Annotated in this window: 19 protein-coding genes; 13 read left to right on the top strand and 6 right to left on the bottom strand. The window is 62.1% G+C overall.

Going from position 1 to position 20,817, the window contains the following annotated elements; genetic code table 11:
* Positions 1-167: 167 nt before the first annotated feature.
* Together JMJ95_RS00510 and JMJ95_RS00515 are read right to left on the bottom strand one after the other, a co-directional pair.
* Positions 168-749 (bottom strand): DUF1847 domain-containing protein, encoded by a 582-nt coding sequence (locus tag JMJ95_RS00510; RefSeq protein ID WP_290681079.1) that lies wholly within the window; start codon positions 747-749, stop codon positions 168-170.
* A gap of 1 nt (position 750) precedes the next feature.
* Positions 751-3,018: an FAD-dependent oxidoreductase gene (locus JMJ95_RS00515; RefSeq protein ID WP_290681080.1), complete on the bottom strand. Its 2,268-nt coding sequence runs from the start codon at positions 3,016-3,018 to the stop codon at positions 751-753.
* 130 nt (positions 3,019-3,148) lie between these two features.
* On the opposite strand from JMJ95_RS00515, the gene JMJ95_RS00520 reads away from it, so the two are divergent.
* Positions 3,149-3,442: a hypothetical protein gene (locus tag JMJ95_RS00520; protein ID WP_290681081.1), complete on the top strand. Its 294-nt coding sequence runs from the start codon at positions 3,149-3,151 to the stop codon at positions 3,440-3,442.
* Here the strand turns inward: JMJ95_RS00520 and JMJ95_RS00525 are convergent.
* Both JMJ95_RS00525 and JMJ95_RS00530 read right to left on the bottom strand, forming a co-directional pair.
* A complete protein-coding gene (locus tag JMJ95_RS00525; protein WP_290681082.1) occupies positions 3,439-5,046 on the bottom strand; it encodes an amidohydrolase in 1,608 nt (535 codons plus the stop codon). The genes JMJ95_RS00520 and JMJ95_RS00525 overlap by 4 nt on opposite strands.
* Positions 5,043-5,309: a hypothetical protein gene (locus JMJ95_RS00530; protein WP_290681083.1), complete on the bottom strand. Its 267-nt coding sequence runs from the start codon at positions 5,307-5,309 to the stop codon at positions 5,043-5,045. The genes JMJ95_RS00525 and JMJ95_RS00530 overlap by 4 nt, the downstream gene beginning before the upstream one ends.
* Before the next feature lie 98 nt (positions 5,310-5,407).
* On the opposite strand from JMJ95_RS00530, the gene JMJ95_RS00535 reads away from it, so the two are divergent.
* The 12 genes from JMJ95_RS00535 (at position 5,408) to JMJ95_RS00590 (ending at position 18,328) form a co-directional block, all read left to right on the top strand.
* Entirely contained in the window at positions 5,408-5,830 is a 423-nt protein-coding gene (locus tag JMJ95_RS00535; RefSeq protein ID WP_290681085.1) for a PaaI family thioesterase, read from the top strand.
* A 92-nt stretch (positions 5,831-5,922) separates the two neighbouring features.
* Complete coding sequence (gene glyA, locus JMJ95_RS00540; protein WP_290681086.1) at positions 5,923-7,200, top strand: serine hydroxymethyltransferase; 1,278 nt, start codon at positions 5,923-5,925, stop codon at positions 7,198-7,200.
* A gap of 295 nt (positions 7,201-7,495) precedes the next feature.
* Positions 7,496-8,692 (top strand): malic enzyme-like NAD(P)-binding protein, encoded by a 1,197-nt coding sequence (locus JMJ95_RS00545; RefSeq protein WP_290681088.1) that lies wholly within the window; start codon positions 7,496-7,498, stop codon positions 8,690-8,692.
* A gap of 33 nt (positions 8,693-8,725) precedes the next feature.
* Complete coding sequence (locus JMJ95_RS00550; RefSeq protein WP_290681090.1) at positions 8,726-9,700, top strand: DctP family TRAP transporter solute-binding subunit; 975 nt, start codon at positions 8,726-8,728, stop codon at positions 9,698-9,700.
* 73 nt (positions 9,701-9,773) lie between these two features.
* On the top strand, positions 9,774-10,247 hold the full coding sequence (locus tag JMJ95_RS00555) for a TRAP transporter small permease (protein WP_290681092.1): 474 nt from the start codon (positions 9,774-9,776) through the stop codon (positions 10,245-10,247).
* A complete protein-coding gene (locus JMJ95_RS00560) occupies positions 10,244-11,536 on the top strand; it encodes a TRAP transporter large permease (protein ID WP_290681094.1) in 1,293 nt (430 codons plus the stop codon). The genes JMJ95_RS00555 and JMJ95_RS00560 overlap by 4 nt, the downstream gene beginning before the upstream one ends.
* A gap of 56 nt (positions 11,537-11,592) precedes the next feature.
* Positions 11,593-12,324 (top strand): NAD-dependent deacylase, encoded by a 732-nt coding sequence (locus tag JMJ95_RS00565; RefSeq protein WP_290681096.1) that lies wholly within the window; start codon positions 11,593-11,595, stop codon positions 12,322-12,324.
* 361 nt (positions 12,325-12,685) lie between these two features.
* The gene (locus JMJ95_RS00570) at positions 12,686-12,856 is read left to right on the top strand and encodes a TIGR00366 family protein (protein ID WP_290681098.1); all 171 of its coding nucleotides are present in this window, start codon (positions 12,686-12,688) and stop codon (positions 12,854-12,856) included.
* A 56-nt stretch (positions 12,857-12,912) separates the two neighbouring features.
* Entirely contained in the window at positions 12,913-14,397 is a 1,485-nt protein-coding gene (locus tag JMJ95_RS00575; RefSeq protein WP_290681101.1) for an amidase family protein, read from the top strand.
* A 105-nt stretch (positions 14,398-14,502) separates the two neighbouring features.
* The gene (locus tag JMJ95_RS00580) at positions 14,503-15,588 is read left to right on the top strand and encodes an aminotransferase class V-fold PLP-dependent enzyme (protein ID WP_290681103.1); all 1,086 of its coding nucleotides are present in this window, start codon (positions 14,503-14,505) and stop codon (positions 15,586-15,588) included.
* 38 nt (positions 15,589-15,626) lie between these two features.
* Positions 15,627-17,228, top strand: coding sequence for a bifunctional UDP-sugar hydrolase/5'-nucleotidase (locus JMJ95_RS00585; RefSeq protein WP_290681105.1), 1,602 nt, complete (start codon positions 15,627-15,629; stop codon positions 17,226-17,228).
* 14 nt (positions 17,229-17,242) lie between these two features.
* Positions 17,243-18,328, top strand: coding sequence for an Ldh family oxidoreductase (locus JMJ95_RS00590; protein WP_290681108.1), 1,086 nt, complete (start codon positions 17,243-17,245; stop codon positions 18,326-18,328).
* A 221-nt stretch (positions 18,329-18,549) separates the two neighbouring features.
* Here JMJ95_RS00590 and JMJ95_RS00595 read toward each other — a convergent pair whose 3' ends face one another.
* Both JMJ95_RS00595 and JMJ95_RS00600 read right to left on the bottom strand, forming a co-directional pair.
* Positions 18,550-20,601 (bottom strand): NAD(+) synthase, encoded by a 2,052-nt coding sequence (locus JMJ95_RS00595; protein ID WP_290681111.1) that lies wholly within the window; start codon positions 20,599-20,601, stop codon positions 18,550-18,552.
* Positions 20,567-20,817, bottom strand: a 251-nt coding sequence (locus JMJ95_RS00600) for a hypothetical protein (protein WP_290681114.1), incomplete at its 5' end; no start/stop codon positions are given. The genes JMJ95_RS00595 and JMJ95_RS00600, both read right to left, overlap by 35 nt.

The raw sequence follows: 20,817 nt of genomic DNA on the forward strand, positions 1-20,817 counted from the left end.
CTTCGCCTTTTCAGTCATAATGATTGCACCTCTCTGGTGAAGGGTTGTGCCTTCGTAAACACTACCTTACCACTGTTCTCCGAACAGTCCAGAGAGGTTTTTTATTTTTTAGGGTGCGGATTTAGGGCAACCCTGTTGTTATCCAGTGATATCTTCACCCGCTGAACTCATTCCGCACGCTCCTTTGGAGCGCGCTTCAGATTTTTCAGGAGATACCGGCTGTAGAGCACCGCCGCGGGGTTGTGTCCCAGGACCCTGTCCTTCACCACGAAGGTCGTTACCGGAGCCTTCGAATGACGGTAAAAAATGCTGTCATGACCGACGCAGAGGCCGAGGACGATGCTGAATTGAGACCCCGCCTCGTCGAGAAGCCGGGCCTGCTCCGCCGGGTTGCAGGAGACGGCACCGATCCAGGGACGCCTCGCAGCCCCTATTTCGTCTTTCGTCATGGAACACACCTTGCAGCAGGCGGAATGGACATCGAACTCCTCCGAGAGGATGTTCCCCAGGAGGGCGGCCTCGTCGGAAAAACCGACACAGAAGGCTATCCCGAGGGTTTTGTACTCCATCCTCCGAGCGAATTCCATGATCTCCTCCAGGCGGTTCAGGGTGCAGTAGTACAGGGCCTCCACGTCGGATGCCGTCGTCAGGAGGCGGAGATCCTCACCGTCATACAATTCCGTTCCCTTGCCTGGGCTGCAGGGCTCTCCCCGGGCGCACCCCTTCGTTGCGCACAGATGACATTTCATGTCAGATTTCTCCTTTCGGGGCAGTGAGGGCCCTCATGATCATGTCGGCGGCAGCCCCCCTGGTGACAAAGGAATCGGGCATGAACACGCCGCCCCTGGCCGCCCTGTCGAGAATGCCCCGTTCGGCGAGATAGTGTACCGGGCCGTAGAGCCGGGACTCCTTTGGTATGTCAGCATAACGGGACCGGGTCTCCCGGGGGAGATTCCGGTAGCCCAGAGCTCTCGCCAGGGCGGAGCAGAACTCCCCCCGGGAAACGAAGAAAGTCGGGCCGCTCCCGGGGTACAGAAGAAGACCCGAGGTCTGTGCGCCCGAAAACGCTTTCCTGAAGAGGTCCTCCGCCTCCATTCCCGTCAGGGGAGTGTCCACCCCGAAGATGCCCTTGTCGAGACCGTAGAGCCGGGCGGTCACCACCCTGTTATTGTAGATGTCGTCAATTTTCGCGGAAGGGGCCGAGGGAAGTTCCTCGGGTACGATCCACCCGTACAGGTTCGACATCTGGACTCCCGGCCAGAAGGGATGGTCCCTCGGGACGTCGGAATACTCGCACAGGGAGAGGGCGCTTCCTGCCTCGAGGAGTAACCTTTGGACCTTCCGGGGATCAAGCGCCCGGGGAGAGATGCCCGTCCGCGCCGACAGGGCGGCGGCGGTCCCCGCCGCCTGCCCCGTGAGCATGGATATGGGCTGGAGCCTGAAGGCGCCGGCCACGAGCCGCGACATGGAAATGTTTTTCTCCGCTGCGAGAAGACCGTCCACGTTCCGGGACACAAGGCTGCCGAAGGGAACCTGAAAGGGTCCCCGGGGCATGTCAGTTTTGACGGAAGAGGCGGTTTCACCGAACTCGGCTTCCAGGTCCGCATCTTCGTCACCGGCGTGGAGGTCGAGAATGTAACCCCCGACGGCAACCGCCTCCGGCACTTCTCTTCCGTCCCGGCCGTCCCGGTAACTCTCGGAGTTCAGGCGGACGTCCCGGGACGTGGGGGTGACGAGGCCGACGATCCTGCGGCTTTCCCTCACGTAGGGAATGGGGGGGAAACGGCGGAGGATTTCGGCGTACTCATCGGGAATGATTTCCCTGGCCGTGTCCAGCGGCTCGGAAGAAAGGTATTCGTCATCCGCCACGGACCAGGGCTCTCCGAGCTCGTTCTGGACATAGTAGAGAAAGGAGAGGGTTTTCAGCAGGGCGGCAGCGCCGGCCTGCCTGCGGAATTCAGGGTCCTCCAGGTAGGCGACGGGAAGTCCGCCCCGCCCCTCCCACTTCTCGCTCCCCGGATAGTCGTTGGCCCAGTTGATGCCGGTCTTGGTTATGGCGGACCACCCCTCGGGGGTCGAGGCGTCGTAGTTCTCCGGGTTGGACGAGTCGGGCAGCCCCCGGTAGCCGTTGTGGGTGGCAAAATCCACGGGCATGCGGAGGGGATAGTTCCTGAAGGAGTTGCCGTTCTTCGTCACGATCTTCCGGAACCCGGGAAGGTAGCGCTCATATCCCGGGGGAGGATTCCGCAGCTTCAGGGAGGAGGGGATGCCGCCGGGGTATTTTTTCATGACAGCGAGCCAGGTGATGTCCTGGATACGGCTCCTGGGAGAGATCATGGGACTCAGGGAGTTCCCCGCCCTGTAGAGAGCCCCCGCCAGGGGGATCACGTCGCCCCACTCGGTGGCGTCGATGAGGACGGAACAGTCTATGACCGTCCTCCGCCCGTTCACATCCGCCGTGACCCCGCGGACTGCAGGCCCCTCCTTGCGGACGGAAGTGACCCTCGACCGGTAGAAAATGTCCAGGCTTCCCTTCTTTCCGCCGGAAGAAGCCTCTTTCGCCGCGTCCTTCGCCATCCGGACGAGGATGTCCCGGCCAACGGAAGGCTCGAAAGCCGTGGTGTTCCCGTCCCAGTAGCACGTGGAAACGGATTTTCCCTTCATGAAGTAATGGAACCGGACGTTTTCGTGGAATTCACCGTACAGCCCGGTCCTGTTTCCGCTGAGATCGTCCATGGTGGAGACCCCGGCGGCGGTCATCTGACCGCCGAGCCATTCCGTCTCCTCGAGAAGAATCACCCTCACCCCGAACCTCGCAGCGGCTATGGCGGCACTGATCCCCCCTGCGCCTCCGCCGGCGACCACCACGTCGCAGGAGAGCCGTTCCGCCTCCGAGGCCCGTGCCTGGGGCAGGGGAAGAAGCACCGCCGGGAGGAGAAGGAGGAGGACTGCCATTCTTCCGACTGTTGAAGGAGAAAAAACAGGGATCCGGAACAGGCGCTGGGAAGTCTTCTTCATGGAGAACGCTCCTTCTTGCAGATTTGTTATAGTTCAGTCAAATTATTGCATAATCCGGGGAGCCGTTCAATCCCGGAGACCGGGCAGGTACAATAGAAGCCGAAGCAGAGAAGGAAAGGAGGGAATATCCATGCAGTATACCGTCAGATTTTTCGGCGTCCTTGCCATGAATCTCGGGGTTGCCTCCGGTGAGCCGGTCGTCCTGGAGCTTCCGGAGAACCCATCCTACGGCGATGTCCTCGACGGAATAAGGGAGCGGTTCGCCGGCCGCCTCCCGCCGTCCATGTGGGATGAAGAGGCGAAGTGCCTCCACCGTGGCATCCTGGCCTTCGGCGCCGACGGGAAGTTCCTGGCCCGGAACAGGGACCTCCCTCTTCCTGCGGGAGGGGAGGTCCGGTTCCATCTTCCACTGTCCGGAGGCTAGATTTCCCGGAAGGTAATCTTTCCCCCCATCATGGTCAGCACCGGCTTCGCGTCGGGAATCGCCTCTTCGGGGACGGAGAAGATGTCCCTGTCGATCACGACGAGGTCCGCGAGCTTTCCGGCCTGGAGGGTTCCCTTTCTGTGCTCCTCGAAGGAGGCATAGGCCCCTCCCCTGGTGTACAGTTCCACCGCCTCTTCCACGGTAAGCTTCTGGGCTGGGTTCCATCCCCCTTCGGGAATACCGTCACGGTCTTTCCGCGTGACGGCCGTGTAAATGCCCCAGAGGGGGTCAAAAGTCTCCACGGGGCAGTCCGAACCTCCCGAAAGGAAAATGCCCAGGTCCAGGAGGGTCTTCCAGGCGTACCCCCTGCGGGCCCGGTCTTCCCCGATCCTCCGGAGGGCCATGGGGCGATCCGAGGGGACAAAGGGAGGCTGGATGGCGGCTCCCACGCCGAGGCGGGCCATCCTGTGGTACTGCTCCATATCCCCCATCTGGCAGTGGACGATATAGTGGCGGGCCTTCCTCAGGTTCCGCTCCCTGGCGTTTTCCAGGGCGTTGAGACACATGTCCAGGGCGCCGTCTCCGATAGCGTGGAGGGCAACCTGCATCCCCGCGCTGTGGGCGGTCCAGACCAGATCGTTCAGCTCCTCCGCGCTATAGATGGGCACACCGTACACTCCCGGCATATCGGAGTACTCCTCCCGGAGAAAGGCCGTTCTTCCCCCCATGGACCCGTCGGTCAGGATCTTGAGGGGACCGATGTGGAAGGCTGGGCTGCCGTCTCCGGTCCTCCACCCCGAAGCCAGGAACCGGTCAAGGGCCTCCCTGTTCCGGAGAAGAAGCTGTTCGGTGATTCTGACGGGCATCTTCCCTTCCGCGTCCAGGCCGAGATACAGGTCGAGAATGGCTCTCCAGTCTCCCCCCACCGACCCCAGGTCGTCAGAATGGATGGATGTCAGCCCCGCCGCCGCAGCGGCCGCTCCGGCCCCGGCCACCAGCCGCCTGAGCTTGTCCCTGTCGGGCAATTTTTTCCGGGAATGGGCCCATCCCACAGCAGTTTCCCGGATCACCCCGGTGGGGCGCCCTGTATCGTCCAGGTCCACCACTCCCCCGGGGAAACTGCTGTCGGCAGTGATCCCCAGGATCTCCAGGGCCTTCGAATTGACCACCGCCACGTGGCCGCACACCCGGGACAGGATCACGGGGTTGGCGGGGGTGAGGTCGTCCAGGTCGTCCCGGGTGAAGATCCGGGGCTCGCCGAAGTGTTCGTGGTCCCACCCCCGGCCGGAAACCCACTCCCCGGAGGCGGGTTTTTCCCTGTCCATGAAGGACTTCAGCCTCTCCCGGACCTCGGGGACGGAGCGGCTCCCCGTCAGGTCCGCCTGCTCCAGGGAAAGGGCATAGGCGAGAAAATGCATGTGCCCGTCGATAAATCCCGGGAGCATGAGCCTCCCGCCCAGGTCGATCCGCTCCGCCCCTTCCGCCCTTTCGAGCATGTCCCTGTTCCGGCCCACGGCCTCGATAGTCTGCCCGTCGGCAACGAGTGCTTCGGCCGTGCCTCGGGGCGTGTATATTTTTCCGTTGAAGAAAACGATTTTGCTCACTTCTCTTCCTCCTTTGCCGCGGAAAGGAGCATCCTTTCCACGTCCTCCAGCTCGTCGGGGAAGAAAACCTCCTCCGCAGGAAGGGAACATCTCTCCAGGATCCCCTCACTGAAAAGAGATTCCGCCTCGCCCCGTTCCGCCGGACGGACATCTCCGCCGTTCTCGTCGTAAAGAAAAAGCAGCCTCTCCCCCGAAGGGCCTTCCCCCTCGACCAGGTACAGGCAGCTTCCGTCGTCGTCTTCCCTCATGCCTGCGATGCGCATGTCTCTCCCTCCCGGGCAGTGTCGTGGAAACCATTATACCGTTCGCGGGCCCTTAGGATATAATTGGGCAAGCAACTTCCCGAAAGGAGCGGAATTCCATGGAAAAAATGCCCGGGTCCAGGGGGTGTTTCGTCTGCGGTTCCCCGGAGGAAAACAGGCGGAGTCTGGGCGTTGAGATCTACTGGAACGAAGAGGAAAACAGGACTGAAATCACCATCCGGCCGGATATTACGTGGTGCGGCTACGACGGCGTCGTCCACGGGGGCATCATCGCCTCGGTGTTCGACGATGCCATGGCGTGGGCCGTGAGGAAGACCATCGATTCCTGGGCTGTGACGGGAGAAATATCCGTCCGGTACCTCAGACCAGTACGGGAAGGAAAGGAATACGTGGTGGAAGGACGGGTGGGCAGGCTTTCAGGACGGAAAATAACCACGGCTGCCCGGATGGCCGACGACAGCGGAAAAACGGTCGCCGAGGCGACAGCCCTGTTCATCAGGATACCCGGCGGCGGAAGCTGACTCCGGTTTTTCCTGGAATAGCCGAAGGATGACGATTGCATCGCCCCTGGAAACAGGGAGCCGATTTTGCCCAAGGAGGCTGACGAAGACCCATGAATCTCATATCGTTCATCGATCCCGAACTCGCCGAGGCGATTGAAGGGGAAAAGGCTCGGCAGAATCTCACCATCGAGCTCATCGCGTCGGAAAACTTCGTCCCTGAGGTGATCCTGGAAGCCCAGGGATCGGTGCTCACAAACAAGTACGCCGAAGGCTACCCCGGAAAGCGGTACCACGGCGGCTGCCGGTTTATCGACGTGGTGGAAAGCCTCGCCATCGAGCGGGCCAAAGCTCTCTTCGGGGCGGAGCACGCCAACGTCCAGCCCCATTCCGGGGTGAACGCGAACCTTGCCGTGTTCATGGCCATGCTCGAACCGGGAGACGTCATCCTCGGCATGGACCTCCGGCACGGGGGACACCTGTCCCACGGAACGGCGGTGAACATCTCCGGAAAGTTCTTCCGGGCCTTCAGCTACGGCGTGGACAGGGAAACGGGCCGGATCGACTACGACGAAGCCGAGCGGCTCGCCCTGGAACACCGACCGAAGATGATCATCGCCGGGGGGAGCGCCTATCCCCGGACCATCGACTTCGCCCGGTTCGCGGAAATCGCCGGAAAGGTGGGGGCCTATTTCCTGGTGGACATGGCCCACATCGCCGGCCTGGTGGCTGCGGGAGTCCATCCAAGCCCGGTACCCCACGCCCATTTCGTCACCTTCACCACCACCAAGACCATGCGGGGCGCCCGGGGGGGCAACATCCTCTGCCGGAAGGAATTCGCCTCCAGAATCGACAAGGCCGTCTTCCCCGGCATCCAGGGAGGCCCCATCCCCCAGATCATGGCAGGGAAGGCCCTGACCTTCAGACTCGCCATGACGGAAGACTTTCGGAACTACGGCCGACGGATCGTGGAGAACGCCGCCCGGTTCGCTTCGGTCCTGACGTCCCGGGGCTTCCGCCTCGTCTCCGGAGGCACGGATAACCACCTGATGCTTGTGGACCTCCGCGGCAAGGGCCTCACCGGCAGGGAAGCGGAAGATCTTCTCCATGCCGCCGGAATCACGGTGAACATGAACCTTATCCCCTTCGACCCGGAAAAGCCCACGGTAACCAGCGGCATCCGCATCGGCCTCGCGGGCGTCACCAGCCGGGGTTTCACCGCCGGCGACGCCGAGGAAACGGCCCGTATCGCCGCCGACCTGCTGGAAAAGAAGCCCGCCGAAGGTCCCTCCTACAGGGAAAGGGTTCTCCGCCTCTGTCTTGACCACCCGCTGTACATGACCCGGGAGGAACTGGCGGCGTCACCCTTCCTCTCCAGGGACCTCCTGTAACCCGGTAGTGGGCTGCCCGTCAGGAGCAGCCCCGGGAAACGAAGCGCGGATTTAGGAAAAGCTCGATATATTGACTGATTTGTAAATATAATACGACCGGAAACATTTGGTTTCCATGGTTTGCCGAACGGGTGCTTCCGGTCATGCCGGAAGGCGGCAATCATTGCCTCGCCATACCATGAATCGGCCGGAAATACACGGCGGTTTTCCGGGAAAGTGTTAGAATGTTCGTTGGAAGTCAACGATGTTTGCAGTGCGGCCTTTTATTTTTTATTTCCGCGAAGGAGGTTCTTTCATGAGAAGCGAGGAAGTATACGCGAAGTCCCTGGATCTGCACAGGGCGACAAAAGGCAAGGTGGCCATCGAAAGCAAGATGCCCGTCAACTCCATGGCCGACCTGGCCCTGGCCTACACCCCAGGCGTGGCCGAACCCTGCAGGGAGATCGTACGGAACAGGGATTCCATCTTCGAGGTGACGTCAAAGGCAAACATGGTGGCGGTGATCACCGACGGAACGGCAGTGCTCGGCCTGGGCGACATCGGCCCCGACGCGGCCCTTCCCGTCATGGAGGGCAAGTCCATTCTCTTCAAGCGCTTCGCGGACATCGACGCATTCCCCATCTGCATAAATTCCAAGGATACGGACGAGATCGTCAGGACCGTTTCCCTCATCCTTTCCTCCTTCGGGGGCGTGAACCTCGAGGATATCGCAGCTCCCAGGTGCTTCGAAATTGAAAAGAGGCTCCAGGAAATCGCCGACATTCCCATCTTCCACGACGACCAGCACGGAACGGCTGTCATCGTTCTCTCCGGGCTGCTGAACGCCCTGAAAGTGGTGGGCAAGAAGATAGGCGACGTAAAAATCGTCATGGCGGGAGCCGGCGCCGCCGGCACGGCCATCTGCAAGTTCCTCATGTCCGCCGGTGCGACAAACGTCATCCTCTGCGACCGGGGCGGCCCCATCTACAAAGGGCGCACGGAGCACATGAACTGGGCCAAGGAAGAGCTCGCGGAGCTCACGAACCCCAACGGGGAAAAAGGTTCCGTGGCCGACGTGATGAAGGGGGCCGACGTCTTCCTCGGCCTCTCGGGCCCCGGCATCATAGACCAGGATATGGTGAAGACCATGGCCCCGAAGGCCGTCATTTTCGCCATGGCCAACCCCACCCCCGAGATCTACCCCGACGAGGCCCTGGCTGCGGGAGCCGCGGTGGTGGCCACGGGGAGAAGCGACTTCCCCAACCAGATCAACAACTGCCTCGGCTTCCCCGGCATCTTCAGGGGAGCCCTGGACGTGCGGGCCTCGGTCATCAACGAGGAGATGAAGCTCGCCGCCGCCTACGCCCTCGCCGGGCTGGTGTCGGAGGACGAACTGCGGCCCGACAGGATCATCACCGAAGTCATGGATGAAAGGGTCGTCCCCGCCATCGCCTCGGCGGTCGCGGAAGCTGCCGGGAAGACGGGGGTGGCAAGGATCCGATTCAGGCCTTAATGGCATATTTCATTTCATAGAGGAGGCAGAAAGATGAAACGTTTTTCGGTTGTGTTTCTCGCAGTACTGCTCGTAGCAGCGGCATCGGCCGCCTTCGCCGCGGAGTACACCCTCAAGCTTGGGCACATCGCCGACCCCCAGAACCCCTACGCCCAGGGTGCGGTAAAGTTCGCCGAACTGGTGAAGGAGAAGACCGGCGGCGCGGTTGAAGTTCAGGTCTTCCCCAGCAGCCAGCTCGGAAACCAGAGGGACCTCATCGAGGGACTCACCTTCGGAACGGTGGACATGACGCTCACCAGCACCGCGGTCCTCGGGAATTTCCTCCCCCAAGCCGCCGTGTTCGACCTCCCCTTCATCTTCCGTGACATCCCCCACGCCTACAAGGCTCTCGACTCCGTGGGAATGGAAATCTGCAAGCCTCTCGAAAAGCGCGGGATCAAGGTTCTCTCCATGTGGGAAAACGGCGTCCGTCACATGACCAACAACAGGAATCCCATCCGGAAGCCGGAGGACATGAAGGGGCTGAAGATCCGGGTCATGGAGCAGCCCATCTACATCGAAATGATGAAGATCCTCGGCGCCAGCCCCACCCCCATGGCCTTCGGCGAACTGTTCACCGCCTTGCAGCAGGGCGTGGTGGACGGCCAGGAGAACCCGGCAGCCCACATTTACACATCCCGGTTCTTCGAGGTACAGAAGTACATCTCCCTCACCGCCCACACCTACTCCGCAGAGCCCCTCCTCGTGGCCATGAGCATCTGGACGAAGCTGCCCGAAACGCACCGGAAGGCTATCCAGGAAGCGGCCGACGAAGCCCGGGACTGGCAGCGAGACCTGTGCAGGCAGCTCGAGAACGAATATTGGACCAAAATCAGGGAAAGCGGCAAGAGCGAGATCAACGACGACGTGGACAAGGCGGCCTTCATGGAAGCCACGAAGCCCGTGTGGGCCATGTTCGAGGAAAAGCTCGGCAAGCAGAACATCGAGGCAATAGTCAACGTGAAGTGATTTTCCCCTGGCGGGAGCGGCCCCTTTGAGCCGCTCCCCTCTTTTTACTCTCCATTGGAACGGAGGCGGCTGAATGAAGAAAATCCTCGCCCTTATGGAAAAAACCTTTGCCTTCCTGACCATGGCAGGCATCGGCCTTATGCTGATCATCATATTCCTGCAGGTGATTTCCCGGTATTTCTTCGGCTACACAGCGAGCTATTCCGAGGAACTCTCCCGGTACCTCTTCGTCTGGGTGACCTTCCTCTCCCTGCCTGTGGTTTCCCGGCAGGGAGGGCATATGGCGGTGGGGCTGCTCACGGAACGGTTCACCGGCGAAAAACTCCGCCGGCTCAAAATTACGGGTTGCCTCTGCAGCATGGCCTTCCTGGCCATAATGGTCCGGCAGGGAATCCGCATGGTACAGATCGCGGTCTGGCAAACGTCGCCGGCCATGGAAATCCCCATGTCCTACATGTACATCTCCATTCCCCTAGGCTGCGGGGCCATGCTGCTCATTGTCATCGAAGAGCTTCTCGATCTCGTCCTGAGGAGGGAAACGGCATGACGGACCTTACTCTCTGGCTCCTGCTCTTCTTCTTCATCGCCATCCTTCTCACCGGCGCCCCCATCGGGGCCGCCCTCGGCCTATCGTCCGCCATCGTGATCTACGCCACCATGAACGTTCCCCTTGTCGTGGTGGCTCAGCGAATGTTCACCTCCATCGATTCCTTCTCCTTCATGGCGGTGCCCTTCTTCATGCTCGCCGGTTCCTTCATGTCCTCGGGAGGGGTGACCAGACGGCTGGTTGACTTTGCCAACGCTCTCGTGGGCGCCCTCGCCGGGGGGCTTGCCCTCGTGGTGGGGGTGGCCGGCATGTTCTTCGCCGCCCTTTCCGGCTCCTCCGCGGCGACTACGGCAGCCATCGGCGTGGCCATGATCGACGAGATGGAAAAGCGGGGCTATCCAAAATCCTTCGCCGCGGCGGTGGTGGCCACGGGAGGCACTGTGGGCATCGTCATCCCCCCGAGCGTCACCATGGTGGTCTACGGCGTCATCGCCGGAACGTCCATCGGGGATCTCTTCATGGGCGGCTTCGCGCCCGGCATCCTCATGGGAGGGGCCACATGCCTCGTGAGCTGGATCATCGCAAGAAAAAGAGGATACATGGGCGAAGGAAAGGCCAGCTTCGCCAGAATCGTCAAAACATTCAGGGACTGCATCTGGGCCCTGCTCATGCCCGTCATCATCCTCGGCGGAATCTACGGCGGCATCTTCACTCCCACGGAGGCCTCGGCAGTGGCGGCAGTCTACGGAGCATTCATCGGCATGTTCGTCTACAGGGACCTCAAGTGGAAAGATATTCCCAAGGTGCTTCTGGGCGCGGCAACCAGCACCACCATGATCATGTACGTGGTGGGGGCGGCCAACCTCTTCGGGTGGATCCTCACCAACGCCCAGGTTCCCCACAAGATCGCGGCAGGCTTCACCGCCCTCACGGACAGCCCCCTCGTCTTCCTCTTGCTGGTGAACGTGCTGCTCCTCTTCATCGGAACCCTGCTCAACGCCTCGGCGGCGGTGGTCATACTGACACCCATTCTCCTCCCCGTGGCTCTTTCCCTCGGCATCGACCCGGTCTTCTTCGGGGTGCTCATGGTGGTAAACCTCGCCATCGGGTGCATCACGCCCCCGGTAGGACTGGACCTTTTCGTGGTGTCCAGCATCACCAAGATCTCCATCGACAAGATCATGAGGAGCATCATTCCCTACCTGCTGGCGCTGCTCGCGGTGCTTATGATCCTGACCTGGTTCCCGGACATCATCCTCTTCCTTCCCCGGCTGTTCAGGGGAGCCTAGCCTACCGGCCCCGCCCGGCCAGGCCGGGCGGGGGTTTTTTTACAAGGAGACCCCAAATGAACGACAAAATCGAGTTGCTTGCGAAAGCCCTTCAGGAATCCCCTTCCACGGTGGTTTTCACGGGAGCGGGAATGAGCACCGAGTCTGGGCTGCCCGACTTCCGCTCGTCGGGAGGTCTGTGGAAGCAGTACCGGCCTGAGGAACTCGCCTCCACGGACGCCCTGAACAGGAACTTCGAGCAGTTCGCCGCCTTTTACCGGCAGCGCATCGAGACCCTCGGTGACGTCCAGCCGAACAAAGGGCACCGCATCCTGGCCGAATGGGAGCGCCTGGGGCTGGTCTCGGCCGTGGTCACCCAGAACGTGGACGGACTCCACCAGGCGGCGGGGTCGAAAACGGTCTGGGAACTCCACGGCACCCTCACGAGAGTCCGCTGCCAGTCCTGCGGCGGCGAATTCCCGGCGAAACGGTTTTCCGAGGAGACCTTTTGCGGGCACTGCGGCGGGAAGCTCCGTCCGGCGGTGGTCCTTTTCGGCGAGATGCTCCCGGAAAAAGCCCTCTCGGCAGCCATGGACCTCGCCCTGTCATGCTCCCTCTTCCTCGTCCTCGGGTCATCCCTCGCCGTCTCCCCCGCCAACCTGCTTCCAGAAAGGGCAAAAAGGCACGGGGCAGGACTCTTCATCGTCAACAACACCCCCACCCACCTCGATTTTCTCGCCGACGGCGTCATCCGGGGTTCCATCGGTGACGTCCTGGGAAAAGTGAACGAAATGATTCGGAAAGACTAGTGCCTTACGACGAATTCTATAAAAAATCAAAAACGCCCCCTCTCCCTAAATCCGCAGGTTTTTCAGGCAGAGGGAGTGTTGTTGTTGCTTCCTTGGGCGAGGGGCGCGGATTGTCTTCCATGACAACTGTCCAAGCAAGCAACACAGATTTCTACGTTCGCCGGTTGCCTGCCTGTGAAACCGACATGGATGTCGGTTTCACGCCAACGGGCACTGCCCCACAGGGGATATCTCAGCAAAAGTGCGTGGAGTGGGATCTTTTCACCCTTGGCGGGGCGAATTCACTTCATGCCCGGCGAACACTTCCTCTACCTGAATAACCTGCCGATTTAGGCCCAGGAACATAGCCGTCACCATCCGCGTGCAGGCCTTCCCGCCCCTCTTCGTGTGGATAATCCACCCGAAGGACGACAAGATCAAGCTTCTCGGCATCACGGGACTGAAGGCCCGGGACGTGATCGGATATGCCACCGCCGTGATGATCCTGAGCTTCCTCGTCTTCGCCATTCCCCTCCTGTTCCTTCCGGTGTAGGATAGGGGAGAGTGCGAACCGGCAGGCACATTTCTGAACGAAAGGAAGTGGAACGATTGTCCGAAAAGGGTTTTCGCGTGGAAGAAGCGACCGTGCAGCAGATCCACGATGCCATGAAGCGCGGGGAAACTTCCTGCAGGGCAGTCACTGAAGAGTATATCCGCCGCATTGAAGCCTACGACAGAAAGGGACCGTCCCTCCATGCCGTCATCCTGGTCAATCCCAGGGCGCTGGAGGAAGCGGACGAGCTCGACCGGATCTTCCGGGAAAAGGGCCCCGTGGGTCCTCTTCACGGTATTCCCGTGCTGCTGAAGGATAACGTGGAGACGGCGGACATGGTGACCACCAGCGGTTCCCTCGCGCTGGAGCACTACCTTCCCGACGACGACGCCTTCATCACGAGAAAGTTCCGGGAGGCGGGAGCCCTCATCATTGCCAAGGCGAACATGCACGAGTTCGCCGTGTGGGGCGAGAGCGTGAGCTCCATCCTCGGGCAGGTGATCAACCCCTACGATCTTACCAGGACACCGGGAGGGTCGAGCGGCGGCACAGGCGCCGGTATGGCGGCCAATTTCGCCGCCGTGGGCATCGGCACCGATACCATCAATTCAATCCGGTCCCCGTCCTCGGCGTGCAGCTGTGTGGGCATCCGGCCCACCATCGGACTCGTAAGCCGGGACGGCATATCCCCCTACTCCCTGGACCAGGACACGGCGGGCCCCATCTGCCGCACCGTGGAGGATGCCGTCCGGGTGCTCGACGTCATCGTCGGGTACGACCCGGCGGACCCGGAAACGGCATGGTCGGTGGGGAATATCCCCAAAAGCTACATGGAATACCTCTGCCCGGACGGCCTGGAAGGAAAGCGCCTCGGCGTTCTCAGGAGCCTCTTCGGCGACAAGCCGGAGCACGAGGACGTGAACGCCGCCATGAAGCGGAGCCTCGACGCCATGAAGGAGGGCGGGGCCGAGCTGGTGGATGTGTCCGAGCCCATCGACACCAACTACCTGGTATCGAAGGTGAGCGTCCATCTCCATACCCTCAAGGACGATCTCGAAGGTTACCTGAAGAGCCTCGGCGACAAGTGCGCCTACCATACGGTGGAGGCCCTCATAGCCTCCGGCAAGATCCACCCCGGCATCGTGGAGAACATGAAGACCGCCGCCGGACTGAGCAGGGACAGCGACGAATACCGGTCCCGCACACTGAAGCGACTCGCCCTGAAGACCCAGGTCATGAAGCTCATGGCGGACCTGAAGCTGGATGCCCTCGTCTACCCCCACCAGAAGCGTCTCGCCGTACCCGTGGGCGAAACTCAGGTGGAGCGAAACGGAGTCCTCGGCTCCGCCACAGGCTTTCCGTCGATCGCCGTGCCCGCCGGATTCTCCAGGCCCACGGAAACGGCCCCGGGAGGGGTACCCATCGGGCTGGAAATCCTGGGCCGACCCTGGAGCGAGGGGATCCTCATCTCCATGGCCTACGCTTTCGAACGGCGTACCAGTTTTCGGAAACCGCCCTTCAGCACTCCGCCGCTTTCCTGAGGTACAATAGGAGACGGACCGGGGGGAGACCTTGAGGTCTCCCCCTTTCACTTTTTCGGGCGGACGGCGCCGGAGACGGCTCCCCGCCTTCAGGGAGGGAATCGGATGAAAACGTATTCCATAGGGCTTGTGCCGGGCCCCGTTTCGGTACCCGAGGAATTCCGGAGGGCCTATCTCGAGAATTACGGCAGCGCCGACCTCGAGGAGGAGTTCTTTTTCCTCTATGAAGAGGCCGAAGGCCTGCTTCGGCAGCTTCTGAAGACACAAAATCCCGTGACCATCCAGAGCGGCGAGGCCATGTCCGTTCTCTGGGGCGCCGTGAAAAGCTGTCTCCTGCCTGGGGACAGGCTGCTTGCCGTCTCAAACGGAGTCTTCGGCCGCGGGTTCGGTGAGATGGGGCAGGCCCTCGGCATGGACGTCCGGATCGTGGAGGCTCCGGGGGGCGACTTTCCCGATCCGGACGTCATAAGGAAGGAAGCCCTGTCATTCCGGCCCCGGATGATCACCGCCGTCCACTGCGAAACACCCGGCGGCCTGCTGAACCCCGTCGCCCCCCTGGGCGGGATCGCTGACGAGGCGGGGGCCCTTCTCTGCGTGGACTACGTGGCCAGCGCCGGCGGCGCCGATGTGCGCACCGACGGGTGGGGCATCGACATCGGCCTGCTGGGAAGCCAGAAAGTCCTCTCCCTTCTCCCCGACCTCTCCATGGCGGCGGTGAGCCCGAAAGCCTGGAAAGCCATGGAGAGGGTGAACTACCAGGGGTACGACGCCCTTCTCCCCTGGAGAGACGGGGTGAAGAACCGGTATCTTCCCTATACTTTCAACTGGCAGGCCCTGAGCGCCCTCAGGCTTTCCCTGCTTCGGCTGCTCGGGGAGGGACTTGAGGCCTCCTTCGGGCGTCATGAACGGGTGGCCCGATATGCCCGAGAGCGGCTGACGGCCATGGGAGTGTCCCTCTACCCGAAACGGGAGGAACTCTGCTCCCCCACGGTGACCGCCGCCCTCGTGCCTGAAGGGTGGACCTGGCAGAAACTGGACGGCGCCCTCAGGGAACGGGGCATGGCCGTGGGGGGCAGCTACGGCCCCCTGGCGGGGAAAGTATTCCGCATCGGCCACATGGGATCCCAGGCCGACATGGAGCTGGTAAAAAAGGGCATGGACGTGCTTGAGGACGTCCTCGGCGGAAAGTAGAAAACGGACGTTCCGGACGGAAAGAAAGGGGTACGGCTGTGAAAATCCTGCGGAAAAGCATCCTTGCGTTCCTGACGCTCCTGGTTCTCGCGGCGTCGGCCTTCGCCTCCGGCGGCAGGGTCACCCTGCTGTCGCTGAACGACATCCACGGCCACATCTACCCCGAGGACGGCGAAGGCGGCCTCGCCAAGGCCGCCACGGTAATCGAGGCGATCCGGGGGGAAAACCCCGGGAACACCTTCTTTTTTGAAATCGGCGACGTGAACGAAGGCCCCCTGTTCTTCTACTTCCGCGGCCACGCCGAAATGAGGGGACTCTCCCTGCTCGGCGCCGACGGGGGTACCCTCGGCAACCACGAGTTCGACCTCGGAGAGGACGTGCTGTTCGAAACGGTGTCCCGGGCCAGGTTCCCCGTGGCGGTCTCCAACCTGAGGTACAGGGACGGCCGCCCGGCCCCCTTCCCGACCCACGGCATCAAAAAGACCGCTGACGGTCTCACCGTCGGCTTTTTCGGCCTCATCACCCCCGAACTGGGCACCATGACCGCGGGAAGGGGCAATTTCCGCGCCGGGCAGGACCTTCCCTCCGAGGCGGAGCGGATGGTGAATCTCCTCCGCCGGGAAGGATGCGATGCCATAGTGCTCCTGAGCCACTGCGGTCTCGACGTAGACCGGATGATCGCTCGGTCCGTGGCGGGGATTTCCGCCATTCTCGGAGGACACAGCCATACCCTCATGGAGCGGGAAGAATTCGTCGAGGGCCCCGGCGGATGGGTCACCGTCATAGGCCAGGCGGGCTCCTACGCCAGGTACCTGGGAAGGATGAACCTCGTCCTTACGCAAGGCATGGCGGACAGGGAGGAAACATCCTGGAGGGCGATTCCCCTTGGGAAGGACATCCCCGAAGATCTCCGGGTCGCCCTGCTGATCGAGCCCTTCCGGGAACGGCTGAAGGAGAAGCTGGACATCCCCCTCGCTCCTCAGCCGGAAGACTTCGATGCCCGGAGGGAAACCCTGCGGACGGGGGAAGCCCCCCTGGGGAACTTTCTTGCCGATGCCTTCCGTTGGAAGGCCGGAACCGACGTGGCATTTCTCGCCGGGGGCAGCATCCGGGGAGACAGGATCTATCCGGCAGGATCGGCCACCTACGCCACCCTCACGAACATGATGCCCTTCGGGGGCTCCCTGTGGAAAGGGGCCCTTTCCGGCAGCGACCTGCTGCTGGTGCTTGAAACGTCCGCTTCGGCCTACGCCCTGGGCGAAGAGGACTACGACGCCGCCATGAGGGTTCCCACGGGAGGCTTTCTCCAGGTCTCCGGGCTGAGGTTCTCCATCGACCCGAAGAGACAGCCGCTGCTCATCGACAACAACGGGATCGTCCGCACCCAGGGGTCCAGGCTCGTGAAGGCCGAGGTGCAGCAGCCCGACGGATCCTGGGCTCCAGTGGACCCGGGAAAAATCTACACCGTCGCCACCACCGACTGGACGGCGGGGGGCGGCGACAAGCACTACATCCTGAAAAAAAACGGCTCCGCCTTCTCCTCCATGGAGCAGATGTACCTTGAGGCGGTGGCGGACTATGTCCGTTTCCTGAAAGAAATGCGCGGGAAAACGGAAGGCAGGATCACTATTCTTCGATGACAGGGGTGGATTTCATGGAAAGAACAACGGTAGGATACGAAAAACTCAAAAACTACGTGGCGGACATGTTGGAGAAGGGCCTCGGCTATTCCAGGGAGACGGCGGAGACAGGAGCCTGGGTTCTCGTGGAGGCCGACGCCAGGGGGCATGCGTCCCACGGCGCGGCGCGGGTCGAGCTCTACCATAACCTTATTGCCAACGGAAAGGCCGACCCCCACGGGCAGCCGGAAATTGTGCATGAAACACCCGTTTCCCTGGTCATGAGCGGGAACAACGGCTCCGGGTTCGCCGCGGCGAAAATGGCCATGGAAAGGACCATCGAAAAGGCCCGGCAGAGCGGCACCTGCATGACCGCCGTCAGGGATTCCGGCCACTTCGGCATGGCCGGGGTCTGGGCGGAGATGGCGGCCGACGCAGGTATGATAGGGATCGCCTTCACCAATACTATCCGGGCGGCCATTCCCCTCTTCGGCCGGGAGCGCCTGCTGGGGACCAACCCTATCTGCGTGGCCATTCCCCGGGGGAAAAAACCCCATTTCATGCTCGACATGGCCACCACCACCGTGGCCATGGGCAAGGTGGAAGTGGCGGCCCGCCGCGGCGAGACCATGCCGGAGGGGTGGTTCGTGGACGAAAACGGAAAGAATCTGTGCGATGCCGAGAGGGCCCTGGAGATCGCGCGCCTTGGAGCGAACCCCTACGGGGGAATCGTCTTTCTCGGAGGGAGCGGGGAGACTCTGGGAGGACACAAGGGATACGGCCTCGGCCTTCTCGTGGAACTGTTCACCGCCGGCATCTCCCTCGGCGCCCCCACTTTCGACGCCTATTCCGAACGGTGCGGCATATGCCACTATTTCCAGGCCACCCGCCTGGACCTCTTCGGCGACGGTACGGCCATACAGGAGCACGTGGAGTACATCCTCGAAAAGCTCCGCAGCAGCCCGAAGGCCGAAGGACACGAGAGAATCTACATCCACGGGGAAAAGGAATACGAACGGCGGATGAAGTCTCTGAAGGAAGGGGTGTATCTCGACCCCGCCACGTGGAAGAAGCTGGACGACTATGCGGCCCTTTTCGGGATGCCCCGCCTGGAGCCCTGAAAAGGAGGCCGGCGGTTATGGATGTCTGTCTCGGTCCGGGCATCGGCACCGCCAACATCAAGATGATCCCGGCCGGCCCTACTGCACGGGATGCGTGCGTCACTGAACTGGTTCCGGAACGTCGTCGGCAGGGACCTCAGGGAGAGGTTCGACGCCACGGAGGAAAACACCGGCAGATAATACAGAGGCGGCCATGGAGCCCGCCTCTGTATTTTTTCCAGTCACTCATCCCCGTCAGGGATGTTCTCCAGGTCCTCCTCCCACGGAGCGGAACTCCCGTCGCTCGGGGCCCGATAATCGCCCCGGGGGGAAAGGGCCCCTCCCGAACCGACCTTGGGACCGTCGGGAACACAGGAGCGCTTGTACTGGCTCATTTTGAAAAACCGGCGGAGAAAGACGGAAAGCCAGTGCTTTATTTCGGCAAGGGTATACTCCGTCCGCCGCCCGGGGAGGATATCGGGCCACACGCCGGCCGCGGCGTCCCGCCAGGCGGTTTGGGCCAGAAAGGCCACTTTGGACGGGAGATAGCCGTACCTCAGGATGTAGAAGAGGTTGAAGTCCTGCAGTTCGTAGGGGCCGATAACGGCCTGGGTACTCTGGGAGGGGCCGTCCTGCTCCGGTCCCGGGACGAGTTCCGGGCTGATCTCCGTTCCGAGGACGGCTTCCAGCACCGGAGACACCTCTTTGCCCAGAATTTCGCTTGAGGCGACCCACCGGACGAGATACTGGATGAGAGTCTTGGGGAGGCCGGCATTCACGTTGTAGTGGGACATGTGGTCCCCCACGCCGTAGGTGCACCATCCGAGGGCTAGTTCGCTGAGGTCGCCTGTTCCCACCACCATCGCGTTCCGGGCGTTGGCGATCCGGAAGAGGATCGATGTTCTCTGTCCCGCCTGGACATTCTCGAAGGCCACGTCATAGGCCGGTTTCCCTTCCGCGAAGGGGTGCCCCATGTCCTTCAGCATCTGCATGCACCCCGGGCGGATGTCGATTTCCCCCGCCTCCACCCCCAGGGATTCCATGAGTTTCCGCGCGCTGGCGGCGGTTTTTTCCGAGGTGGCGAAACCGGGGAGGGAATAGGCCTTGATGTTCGTCCTCGGCAGACCCAGAAGGTCCATGGTCCTGGCGCAGACGATCAGGGCCTGGGTGGAGTCGAGCCCTCCCGACACCCCAAGGACCAGGTTCCGTATCCCCGTCGATTCCATCCGGGTGGCGAGCCCCTGGACCTGGATGCTGTAAATCTCCCGGCACCGGCGCTCCCGGAGGGATGAATCGGAGGGAACGTAGGGAAACCGGGGCACGGCCCGGACCAGGGGGATCCTGCCCGACGGCGCGCCGAGGGGAAAGGGGATCCTGCGGAAGGAAGGGCGCTCGGTTCTTCCCCCGGAGTCGGTGAAGGTGGTGATGGTCATCCGGTCGCCGGCAAGACGGCCAAGGTCGATATCGGCCACGGTCACGGCCGGTTTCCGGGAAAACCGCTCCGATTCCGCCAATATCTCCCCGTTCTCCGCTACCAGGGCATGACCGTCCCAGGCGAGGTCGGTGGTGGACTCCCCCGGTCCCGCCCCGGTGTAAACGTAGGCGGCGATGCACCGGGCCGACTGGTTGGCTACGAGAGTCCGCCGGTAGTCAGCCTTTCCCGTGGTGACGTTCGATGCGGACAGGTTGGCCACCACCGTGGCCCCGGAGAGGGCAGCGTAGCAGGACGGCGGCACGGGAGTCCAGAGGTCCTCGCAGATTTCGCAGAAAAGCCTGAAACCGGGGATCCCCTCCGCCTCGAAGATGAGGTCGGCCCCCACCGGGATGTCCTTCTGCCCCAGGAGGTCCAGGGTGTCCGACGGAAGGGCGGAAGCAGGCTTGAAATGCCTCAGCTCGTAGAACTCCCGATAGTTGGGAAGAAAACTCTTGACGGCAACGCCGAGGATGCGGCCCCGGAACAGGACGGCAGCGCAGTTGAAGAGGCCGTCCCCGATCCTGAGCGGCACGCCTGCGGCAATGACCATGTCCATGGAGGCCGAAGCCCCGAGGACCGTTTCGAGCCCCTTGAGAGCTGACTGCCGCAGGGCGTCCTGAAAGAAGAGATCCCCGCAGGAGTAGGCGGAGATTCCAAGCTCCGGGAAGACGGCGAGCACCGCCCTGCGGTCGTAGGCCTCCCGGAGCAGCTCGATGGTCTTCTCCGCGTTGCGGGAAGGGTCCGCGGCCCGGACGGCGGGGACACAGGCCGCCGCCCGAATGAAGTCATGGCTGTACAGGTTGAAAAAATCGCTGTTCACTCTCAATGCCTCCCTCAACTGTCCTTTCACCGTTTTCCGACATTCCAACAATACACCAAACGGGGACTTTTGGCATTCTTTTCCCCTCAATCCCGCCGGGAACGGGGAGCATCCCCGCACCGGGATTGACGGAGAACCTCGGGGAGGAGGTATAATAAATTGTAACCTTATCAGAATAACCTGCGCTTGTTTTAGGGACCGTCGCCTCTCCCCCCC

The organism is Aminivibrio sp., assembly GCF_016756745.1.
Lineage (GTDB): Bacteria > Synergistota > Synergistia > Synergistales > Aminobacteriaceae > Aminivibrio.

Bases quoted from the DNA above. Each gene is read 5' to 3' on its own strand.
- JMJ95_RS00510 (WP_290681079.1), bottom strand. From the start codon at position 749: ATGAAATGTCATCTGTGCGCAACGAAGGGGTGCGCCCGGGGAGAGCCC.
- JMJ95_RS00515 (WP_290681080.1), bottom strand. From the start codon at position 3,018: ATGAAGAAGACTTCCCAGCGCCTGTTCCGGATCCCTGTTTTTTCTCCT.
- JMJ95_RS00520 (WP_290681081.1), top strand. From the start codon at position 3,149: ATGCAGTATACCGTCAGATTTTTCGGCGTCCTTGCCATGAATCTCGGG.
- JMJ95_RS00530 (WP_290681083.1), bottom strand. From the start codon at position 5,309: ATGCGCATCGCAGGCATGAGGGAAGACGACGACGGAAGCTGCCTGTAC.
- JMJ95_RS00535 (WP_290681085.1), top strand. From the start codon at position 5,408: ATGGAAAAAATGCCCGGGTCCAGGGGGTGTTTCGTCTGCGGTTCCCCG.
- glyA (WP_290681086.1), top strand. From the start codon at position 5,923: ATGAATCTCATATCGTTCATCGATCCCGAACTCGCCGAGGCGATTGAA.
- JMJ95_RS00545 (WP_290681088.1), top strand. From the start codon at position 7,496: ATGAGAAGCGAGGAAGTATACGCGAAGTCCCTGGATCTGCACAGGGCG.
- JMJ95_RS00550 (WP_290681090.1), top strand. From the start codon at position 8,726: ATGAAACGTTTTTCGGTTGTGTTTCTCGCAGTACTGCTCGTAGCAGCG.
- JMJ95_RS00555 (WP_290681092.1), top strand. From the start codon at position 9,774: ATGAAGAAAATCCTCGCCCTTATGGAAAAAACCTTTGCCTTCCTGACC.
- JMJ95_RS00560 (WP_290681094.1), top strand. From the start codon at position 10,244: ATGACGGACCTTACTCTCTGGCTCCTGCTCTTCTTCTTCATCGCCATC.
- JMJ95_RS00565 (WP_290681096.1), top strand. From the start codon at position 11,593: ATGAACGACAAAATCGAGTTGCTTGCGAAAGCCCTTCAGGAATCCCCT.
- JMJ95_RS00580 (WP_290681103.1), top strand. From the start codon at position 14,503: ATGAAAACGTATTCCATAGGGCTTGTGCCGGGCCCCGTTTCGGTACCC.
- JMJ95_RS00590 (WP_290681108.1), top strand. From the start codon at position 17,243: ATGGAAAGAACAACGGTAGGATACGAAAAACTCAAAAACTACGTGGCG.